Annotated in this window: 8 protein-coding genes; all 8 read left to right on the top strand. The window is 62.6% G+C overall.

What is annotated here, in order from left to right:
* The coding region (locus H1S03_RS17240; RefSeq protein WP_185805302.1) for a hypothetical protein at positions 1 to 300 on the top strand (300 nt) is incomplete at its 5' end.
* Between the two features lie 43 nt (positions 301 to 343).
* Entirely contained in the window at positions 344 to 964 is a 621-nt protein-coding gene (locus H1S03_RS17235) for a lytic transglycosylase domain-containing protein (RefSeq protein WP_185805301.1), read from the top strand.
* 107 nt (positions 965 to 1,071) lie between these two features.
* On the top strand, positions 1,072 to 1,356 hold the full coding sequence (locus H1S03_RS17230) for a TrbC/VirB2 family protein (protein ID WP_027246639.1): 285 nt from the start codon (positions 1,072 to 1,074) through the stop codon (positions 1,354 to 1,356).
* On the top strand, positions 1,349 to 1,627 hold the full coding sequence (locus H1S03_RS17225; protein WP_185805300.1) for a VirB3 family type IV secretion system protein: 279 nt from the start codon (positions 1,349 to 1,351) through the stop codon (positions 1,625 to 1,627). Before H1S03_RS17230 ends, H1S03_RS17225 begins: the two co-directional genes overlap by 8 nt.
* Positions 1,617 to 3,992: a VirB4 family type IV secretion/conjugal transfer ATPase gene (locus H1S03_RS17220; protein ID WP_185805299.1), complete on the top strand. Its 2,376-nt coding sequence runs from the start codon at positions 1,617 to 1,619 to the stop codon at positions 3,990 to 3,992. The genes H1S03_RS17225 and H1S03_RS17220 overlap by 11 nt, the downstream gene beginning before the upstream one ends.
* A complete protein-coding gene (locus tag H1S03_RS17215; protein WP_166194770.1) occupies positions 3,989 to 4,156 on the top strand; it encodes a hypothetical protein in 168 nt (55 codons plus the stop codon). The genes H1S03_RS17220 and H1S03_RS17215 overlap by 4 nt, the downstream gene beginning before the upstream one ends.
* A gap of 55 nt (positions 4,157 to 4,211) precedes the next feature.
* The gene (locus H1S03_RS17210) at positions 4,212 to 5,300 is read left to right on the top strand and encodes a lytic transglycosylase domain-containing protein (protein ID WP_347339243.1); all 1,089 of its coding nucleotides are present in this window, start codon (positions 4,212 to 4,214) and stop codon (positions 5,298 to 5,300) included.
* On the top strand, positions 5,300 to 5,836 hold a 537-nt coding region (locus H1S03_RS17205), incomplete at its 3' end, for a type IV secretion system protein (protein WP_185805297.1). The genes H1S03_RS17210 and H1S03_RS17205, both read left to right, overlap by 1 nt.

Here is a 5,836-nt window from a genome sequence, read left to right as displayed (position 1 = left end):
TATAGCGCAGAAATCCTGTGCCAGGAGTCGGCACATAAGAAAGGCCCCAGCTATTACGGGGTCTGGATCATGCGCGTTGTCTCTGATGACGGGGTGGAAAAGCTCCTCGTCACCGCCCGCACGCGAACGAGCTACAACGATATCAAGATCCGCGAGTTCAAGACGATCTCCGGCGTGGTGTCCTTCTTCATTGGCCTTGGCTTTGCGCATGTCGACCTGCCGCTTGAGGCGGGTACAAGCCGCACGCATAAACTCGCCCCGCCAGACAAAGCCCCATCAGACTTGGGCACTGGCAACTAACCTCGTCTGTCTCTGGCTGGTCGGAGCACCTGCCTCAGCGCAAATGGTCCTGATCATGGAGAGCGACGGCTCTCTGACCCCGTCGCGGTCTCAGAGCGGTTTTGCCCGGAACTACAATGACGGCGTTGGTCAGGGATCGGCGTCCGATAGTTTGGCCATTCTTGGTGAGACTGAAGCAGCTTCCGAACCTGACGCGCTGAGGCTTGCGGCACTCGCCCAGCCAGCACCCCTGCCCCGCGCAGACGTTCTCTTAGGCATCGAGGCAACGGCCCTGCGCTATGCCAATCATCCTGGTTTGCGCCGCGCAGAGCTCTCCGTGAGGGATTGGCTGGCTCTCTACCGGGCCAACATCGAGGTTGAGAGCGCCTACCGGCAGGATGCGATCTCAACCGCGGGCGCCATTGGTCTGGGTCAACTGATGCCAGCAACCGCGCGTGATCTCGACGTCAATCCGGAGGACCCGATGCAGAACCTCGACGGTTCCGCCCGCTACCTCGCGATGATGCTCGAGACGTTCGGCGATCCACGCCTGGCGCTGGCCGCTTACAACGCCGGACCCGACGCCGTGCGCCAATATGGCGGCATTCCCCCCTACCGAGAAACCCAGAACCATGTGGCCCGCGTGATGGCGGTGGCCGCCCGATTGGAACGATCAAATTCATGATGTCCCAACCTTTTTGGAAATCATTCCTCAAAACACTTATCGGCAATGTCACGAGAGCGCGCAGCGCGGCAGTGCATTGGCGATACCGCTTTTTCCAAACAAGTTGGATTTCAAACCTCTTTGTCGCCTCCCTGGCGCTATTCCTGCTCATTGCCGAGCCCGCCCTTGCCCAAAGCATCGATCTCTCCCCAATCCAAAGCTTGTTGCAGGGCATTGTCGATGCGCTGACCGGCCCGCTCGGCGTCGTGATCGCCACACTCGCGGTCCTTGGCGTTTTCTTGAGCTGGTTCTTCAACATCATCGATCTGCGCCAGGCGCTCTGGGTCCTCGTCGGGATCGCCGGTGTTGCGGCTGCCCCCACCATCGTTGCCGCGGTCTTCGCCGGTGGCTGAGCGCGCGCCTCTCTTCCTCGGCCTCGTGCGCCCGCCCAAGCTTCTGGGCCTGCCCATCATGTATGCGATGGTCTGGCTCTTCGGTTCGGTGCTCTTGTTCGTCTGGGTCCAGCACATCGCGGTGCTGGGTTTCGCCGCCCTGCTCTATCCGGTGCTTTGGCAGGCCGCGGATTGGGACCCGCGTTTCATCGACGTAATGATGACGGCGCTGCAGGAGACGCCACCCACGCGCAACCGCAGCATCCATGGCGGGGACAGCTATGCCCCGTGATGACGCCCATGATCCAGCGATCGATCCCCGCACAATGACGCCAGACTGGTATGCGCGCGAGACCCGCCTTGCGCATATGCTGCCCTATGTGAGCCTCGTCGATGACCAGACCGTGCGCACCCGGATCAACGAGCTCTTCTGCTGCATCCGGCTCGAGGGGATCAACAGCTACACGACGGACGATGCCTATCTCGACAAGGTGACGGCGCTTTTTGCCCGCATCGTCGCGCAACTTGGGCCGGAATTCAGCTATTACGTCCACAAGGTCTCCAAGGCCATCAAACCAGATCTCGACCCAATTCGTGAGGACAGCTTCGCAGGCGAGGTGGACCGACGCTGGCGCGCCAAACTCGAAACCAGCGGGCTTCGCGACAAGACACTGACGCTCACCGTCATTCACCGCCCGCCCCCGAAAAGCCTCTTGCCGTTCCTCAGCCGCAGCGCGCCGGACCGCCTGAGAGAAGAGACCCGCAAACGCCAGCAGCGCCTGGGCGAGGCCGTGAACGTCTTTCTGTCTGGCCTCGCCGAGCTCAAACCGCGCTTGCTGTCGGCCGCATCGGGGGAGTTGGTGGGGTTTCTGGGGGCTCTCAACACGGGCACCGAGCTGCCGCTCTACCCAGCAAACACCTACGGCTTTTTGTCCTTCAACGTCGCCAATACCCGCGTGACGTTTCATGGCGATCATTTCGAGCTTTCCGAAGGCGTCGTGGGGCATCGCTACGGCAAGAGTTTCACCATCGGGGAATACTCGGAAGGCACCTCCTGCACCATGTTCGACATGCTGAACCTGCCGGTCGACATGATCGTGACGCACTCCTTCACGCCGATCAATTCGAACCTCATGGCGGGCCGCATCAAACGGCAAAAGCGCCAGATGCAGGCCAGCCAGGACGCGGCCCTCTCGCTCCTGGAAGCCCTCGATATCGCCGCCGATGATCTCGAGGCCAAGCGCCAAAGCTTCGGCGAACACCATATGGTCGTGACGCTCTTCTGCGAAACGCTGGATGAGCTGCAGACGCTCAGCGCCGAAATCGTGAACGCCGCCGCGACCGAAGGCGTGAAGATGATCGATGAGCGGGTCGCCGCAAAGGCCCATTACCTCAGCCAGCATCCCGGCAACCAGCCCAAGCGCGTGCGTGCCAGCGCCGTCACCAATCGCAACTTCGCGGATTTCGCGGCCTTCCACCGAACGCAGCTCGGCAAACCCGCAGCACTTACCCCCTGGGGCCGGGTCATCACCTATCTGCCTACGCCCGAGCAAAGCGCCTACCGATTTTCCTATCACGAGCAGGGATCGCCCGACAAAGAACCGACCAGCGGCCATACCCTGATCATGGGGCGGCCCGGGTCGGGCAAATCGGTGCTGTCAGCCTTTCTGATGACCCAGGCCCGTCGTGCAGGGGCGCGGATCTTCGTCTTCGATTACCGTCTTGGCATGGAGATGGCGGTCCGCGCGGGTGGCGGGCGCTACGCGTCCCTGAACGCCGGTCAGCCCACAGGCCTCAACCCGCTCTGGACCGAGACCGATGCGCGCGGCACGGCCTGGCTCTCGGACTGGCTCGCGACGCTTCTCTACCGCGCCGACAAGCCCCTGACCCCGGCGCAGACCAACCGCATCCAGGAGGTCGTGCGCCAGAATGCCCAGGCCACCAATCCGGCACTGCGGAACTGGCGGGATTTCGCATCGCTTTTTGTGTCCACCGATGATGGCGGCGATCTGCACCAGCGCCTGCTCGAGTGGACCGAAGACGGCCGCTATGGCTGGATCTTCGGGCAGAGCCTCGAGGACACGTTCTCGCTCAAAGGCGATGTGGTGGGCTTCGATCTGACCGGCATTCTCGACAGCGAGGCCGACAAGGAGCGGATGGCGGTTCTCTCCTATCTTTTCCGCCGGGTCGAACGCGAGATCGAGGATCGCCGCCCCACCATCATCGTGATCGACGAGGCCTGGAAGGCCCTCGATAACGCATATTTCGCCGAGCGGCTGTCGAACTGGCTGGTGACCGCGCGCAAGCAGAACACCGTCGCGGTGATGATGACGCAATACGCGAGCCAGCTCGAGCGCACCCGGACCGGCAAGACCATCGTCGAAGCCGTTCCGACGCAGATCCTGCTGCCCAATATCCGCGCGCAGCCTGCGGACTACGCCATGCTGAACCTCACGGAGAAGGAGCTCGACGTCCTTCTCAACACGGGCAGCAACAGCCGTTTGGCGCTGATCCGCGACGATCAGGGCTCGATCGTGGTCGATGCCGATCTGAGCGCGCTTGGACCCAATCTCACCATCCTTGGCGGCATGGAAAAGGGCGAAGCGCTTGTCGGCGCCGATTACCGCGACCGCCCAGATTTTTGGAGACTTTCATGATCCGTATTCTTGTCGCTTTGGCTGCGCTCGGCGCGCTGGCCTCCTGCACCCAGTACCGGGAGCCGCAGGCGAACTGCTTCACATTCCTCGCATCAACGGCACCCGTCGCGCCTGATTGTGACTTCACGCCTCTAGATGCGCCGGAGGGCGACATTGAGGTCTAGCCTGCCTCATATCCTGGCACTTTGCCTGCTGCCCGGTCTCGCCTTGTCTCAAGGCGTGCCGACCAATGACAGTGGGCTGACCGCGCGTGACATCGTCGAGACCGGCGATCGCGAGGCAGACTTGGCCCTTCAGGCGGACAAGCTGGCAGTGCGCGAACTCATCGCCGAGATCGAACGGGAGCAGCTGGAAACCCTCCGACGCATCCTCGATGCCCAGACCAGCTTCGGCGGTCAGGGCTTGCCGGCTATGGTCTCGGGGCTGGAAAGCGGCAGCGGCGATCCCGACCGCTCGGTGGAAGCCGTCTATGGCACGGGCGAGATCGACCCCAATCCCGGCGGTGCGCAGATGTTCGGCGACGCCGCCGAGAACATCGAGCAGCTCATCATCCGCGTGGCTCAGGAGACCAGCGGCTTTGCGGGTGTTGGCCGCGCAGGGCTCTCGCCCGTCCAGTGGCGCGCGTTGCTGCAAGCGCTGATCTGGCAGGAAAGCCGGTTTACGATTGGGGCACGGTCTCCCGTCGGCGCCTATGGTCTCACCCAGATCATGCCTGGGACGGCCAGCGATCTGGGCATCAACCCAGAATACTATGACAGCCCCTACCTGCAGGTGCGTGGCGGCGCGCGCTATCTCGCGACCCAGCTCAACACATTCGATGGCAACATCATCAACGCCCTCGCGGCCTATAACGCCGGACCCGGCCGGGTTTTCGAGTATGGCGGGGTACCCCCCTTCCGAGAGACCCAGCATTACGTCCAGGTCATCCCGGAGCGCTACAATCTCTATCTAAGCCGTATCGGCGGGATCGATGCGCTTGGCACGATCGAACCGGCGCTTCTGGCCAATGCCAACCTCTCGCTCACGGGTCATGGGGCAGCCTTCTATGGCAACAACTCACCCGCCGCGATAAGGCAAGCCGCCCTGCGTATTGCGGATATCGTCGAACGGATTTCCGAAACCGAGGACGTGCAGGAGAGCGTCGCGCTCAACACCTATGCCCGCGCCGAACTGGTGCGTCTCGTGGCCGCCCGCATCCGGCTTCAGGCCGCCCGCACCCGCGTGCTCTCCGCCGAAGAGCTGGCCCAGGCCAGCGCCCGCATGGCCGAAGGCGCGTTCATGGATTTTACGATCAGGGAGATTGAATGATGGGACATTTGCTCGTGAGGACGGCCTTGGCCACGACACTTGGGATCGGTCTGCATCTTGGCGCCCTATCCCCTGCCCTCGCGCAAGGCGTGCCTGTCGTCGACACCCAGAACATCGCGCAAAACATCCAGCAGCTCCGGCAGATGATCGAGGACGAGCTTCTGCAAAACGAGCAGCTGACGCAGCTCCGCGAACAGCTCGGCCTTCTCACGGATCAACTCGCGGAGCTGCAAAGAACCTACGACGCCCTCACCCGCCTTGCCGAGCTTCCCGAAATCATCCGGACGGAAATGGAAGACGAGTTGAACGGTCTGCTCGACCAAGAGTTCGGGGACATCCTCGCCACGATTGAGGCGATCAAGACTGGGAATTTCTCGGGCCTCTCGGGCTCCGGCGCAGGCGAAATCGAAACCCAGATGGACCGGGTGCTGGCCGATCTCGGCTTCGATGAAGACACGCTCTCGGAAATGGCCGCCAGCGGCAATCCCGGGGCCAACCGCGTGGCGACGCAGGCCACCACCGGTGCCCTTGTCTCG

This window comes from Pontivivens nitratireducens, from assembly GCF_014235845.1.
GTDB lineage: Bacteria > Pseudomonadota > Alphaproteobacteria > Rhodobacterales > Rhodobacteraceae > Pontivivens > Pontivivens nitratireducens.
This window is presented reverse-complemented; position numbering and strand designations above follow the sequence as displayed.

Coding starts and splice junctions, on each gene's coding strand:
- H1S03_RS17220 (WP_185805299.1), top strand. CDS start 1,617: ATGCCCCGTGATGACGCCCATGATCCAGCGATCGATCCCCGCACAATG.
- H1S03_RS17215 (WP_166194770.1), top strand. CDS start 3,989: ATGATCCGTATTCTTGTCGCTTTGGCTGCGCTCGGCGCGCTGGCCTCC.
- H1S03_RS17235 (WP_185805301.1), top strand. CDS start 344: ATGGTCCTGATCATGGAGAGCGACGGCTCTCTGACCCCGTCGCGGTCT.